This window comes from Butyricimonas sp. RTP31003st1_G1_RTP31003_210430 (assembly GCF_040920905.1).
GTDB classification, from domain to species: Bacteria; Bacteroidota; Bacteroidia; order Bacteroidales; family Marinifilaceae; genus Butyricimonas; species Butyricimonas paravirosa.
Genome location: NZ_JBCOSQ010000134.1, coordinates 1 through 3103 on the forward strand (window position 1 = coordinate 1; position 3103 = coordinate 3103).

A 3103-nucleotide genomic window follows, 5' to 3' on the forward strand; every position below is an offset into this window, starting at 1 on the left:
TCCTCTTCGACTTTACTATTCAAAGATAAGCTTTAATTGGAAAAATGTTACCAACTATTTTTGGCCACATTACTTAAAAAAAAGGTTCAGAATTTCTGAACCCTTTTTTTATATGTTGATAAATAAGGTTATTTTGTCACTCTTTCAAGCCATTTCACCATACCAAGCATAACACCCATAGATACAAGGCATACGATCAAGAATACTGACCAGCATTGCCAGATCGGCCATGAGTTGTACATGAGAGGACCAATCCAAAGTAGAAGGTTACCAAGAGCGGTAGCAGCAAGCCACAAACCTTGACACAAGCCAAGCATACTTTTGGGAGCAACTTTTGATACAAATGATAATCCTAGAGGTGAGATAAATAACTCAGCAACTGTTAAGAAGAAGTAAGTAACGATAAGAACCCACCAATGAGCTTTTGCTGCCATTTGTTCTGCAATAGGAAGACCTCTGAATGCGTCTGCGGAAGGATAACCTTTCATGATTGAGAAAACGGCAAGGAACAAGAATGCCAAACCTGCAATGAACATACCGATGGCAATCTTTCTTGGGGTTGAAATCTCTTTACCGCGTCTTGCAAGGAATCCGAAAATTGCCATAATCATTGGAGTAAGGACAATAACAAAGAACGGGTTGATAGCTTGCCATACTTCAGGAGCAACTGCAGAAGAATCTACGAAGTCGCGGGCAAAGAATGAAAGGGACATACCGTTCTGGTGGAATGAGAACCAGAAGAAGATAACGATGCCTAAAACAGCAAATAATGCATACATTCTTTGTTTAATCTCTTTAGCCATAGCAGCTTTTTCCTCTGCCGTGTAGGTTACACTCTGTGTTACGGCTTTCTTTGCCGGATTCGGGAATGTTTTTTGCGAAACAAAGAAAATTACAAGAGAAATAAGCATGGCTGCAACAGAAGCAATGAATGAGTAGTGAATACCTTCATTGAAAATTTGCAGATATTGGAGACAAGAGGCTGTCATATCGGTGATAGCTCCTCCGGCAGCAGTCATAAGTTGCTGTAAGTTAGCAAGAGCTTCGGGAGCCATGTTTGCAGCATTATTAATGTACTCGTGGCAAAGGGCAGGAAGCTGTGCGTTATAAGATAATCCGTTTACTCCCAACCACCATTGGCGTAAAACCGGAGCGATGAACGGAGCAATTAGACCACCCACGTTGATGAATACGTAGAAAATCTGGAAACCTGAATCTCTCTTGTCTTTTGCAATTTTGAGAGCTTCTGGCCCTTGTTTTGCAGCCTCGGCTTCAAAATTATCATACATTTGACCTACAATTGCCTGCAAGTTACCTTTGAATAAACCGTTACCGAATGCAATCAAGAACAAAGCAACACAAGTAAGAGTTAATAACCAAGTTGTATTTTGCGATGTCGCGAGGATTGGAACAGATAGGATAATGTACCCTATTGCCATAACTACAAGACCCGTCTTAATGGTTCCTTTGTAGTTTTGCGTGCGGTCAGCAATAAGACCTCCGACAAGGCTTAAAATGTATATGCCGGCGTAAAAAAAGGAATAAATGGTACCACTGGCGGCTTCGCTCAAACCAAATTTAGAACATAGGAACAACACTAGCACGGCATTCATGATGTAATAGCCGAAACGTTCTCCCATATTACTTAGAGCCGCGGTGAGCAACCCTTTAGGATGATTTTTGAACATAACTTTTGTTTTTAATTTGTATTGGTAAATAATTAAATTTTTTCGTTCACGCTAATAGTCTGCAAATATAAATTATTTTTTTATCTTTAGTCATTGAAAACGTTTGAAACCTATCGTCATGTTGAAGAATAATAAAATTTTCAAGACATCGGATTTACAAAAATTGGATAAATATACGATTGAGAATGAGCCGGTAACATCATTAGATTTGATGGAGAGGGCGGCTACTGTTTTTACAGAAAAATTATTGATTTTTTTTCCCAATAGTCATATTTTTAACATTCTGGCCGGTTCTGGAAATAACGGGGGAGACGGGTATGTTGTGGCAAGATTGTTACATCAAAAAGGATTGAATGTCAAGGCTTTCGGTTTGCATGAAAACGATTGTCTCTCTCCGGATTGTGCCGTGAACAGGAAACGTTTCATTGATATGGGAGGATGTTATATTGAGGTGAAAAATCCGGATAATTTGCAGCCGGACGAAAATAGTGTGCTGGTGGATGCCATTTTCGGGGCCGGATTAAATCGTCCGGTAACGGGATTTTTGGGAGATATAATTCACCGGATAAATTGTTTGTCCCATCCGGTTGTAGCAATAGATATGCCATCCGGTTTGATGGGAGAGGATAACGGGGAAAATAACGGGGCGATCATAAAGGCCGATTACACGTTCACTTTTCAATTTCCTAAATTAGCCTTTATGTTCCCGGAAAATGTAGTTTACGTGGGACATTGGGAAGTGCTGGATATTCGTTTACACCCGATTATCTTGCGGGAGTATCCTGCTGCTTATTATTATCTGACAGAAGAAGTGGTTGCATCCCGGTTATTGATCCCGGGAAAGTTCTCTCACAAGGGGACTTTGGGTAATACCTTATTAATAGTAGGCTCTTATTCCATGATGGGGGCAGCCGTGTTAGCAGCCAAGGGGGCTATTCGGTCCGGAACGGGACTGCTTTCCGTGCATGTTCCCCGTAAGTTGAAAGAAATGATTCATCTCTCCGTGCCGGAGGCATTAGTTGAAGTGGATCGGAATGAATTTTGTTTTTCCGGTGTAGACAATCTTTCCCGTATCCAAGCGGTTGGGATTGGTTCGGGAATCGGGACTTCACCTGTCACGGCAGAAGGAATTCGTCAACTATTATCCGTGTGGCGAGGAAAGATCGTGTTGGATGCAGATGCCTTGAATTTGTTGGCAGCGAATTCAGGATTACTGGAACTTCTTCCGGATGGAGCAGTGCTGACTCCTCACCCGAAAGAATTTGAAAGATTAGCAGGAAAAAGTGTAAATGATTTTGATAGATTAAATAAATTAAGCACCTTTGCACGTCTACACCAAGTGTATGTCGTGCTGAAAGGTGCGCATACAATAATAGCTACCCCGGAGGGTGAATGTTACTTTAACATGACAGGTA

General features: G+C 41.2%; 2 protein-coding genes. One reads left to right on the top strand and one right to left on the bottom strand.

The window, feature by feature from the left end; all coding sequences use genetic code 11:
• Positions 1-128: 128 nt before the first annotated feature.
• Positions 129-1688 (bottom strand): peptide MFS transporter, encoded by a 1560-nt coding sequence (locus AB5542_RS21165; protein WP_087419943.1) that lies wholly within the window; start codon positions 1686-1688, stop codon positions 129-131.
• 118 nt (positions 1689-1806) lie between these two features.
• Between AB5542_RS21165 and AB5542_RS21170 the strand changes: the two genes are divergently transcribed.
• Positions 1807-3103 (top strand): NAD(P)H-hydrate dehydratase (locus tag AB5542_RS21170; protein ID WP_368243447.1); only part of this gene is annotated, 1297 nt, incomplete at its 3' end.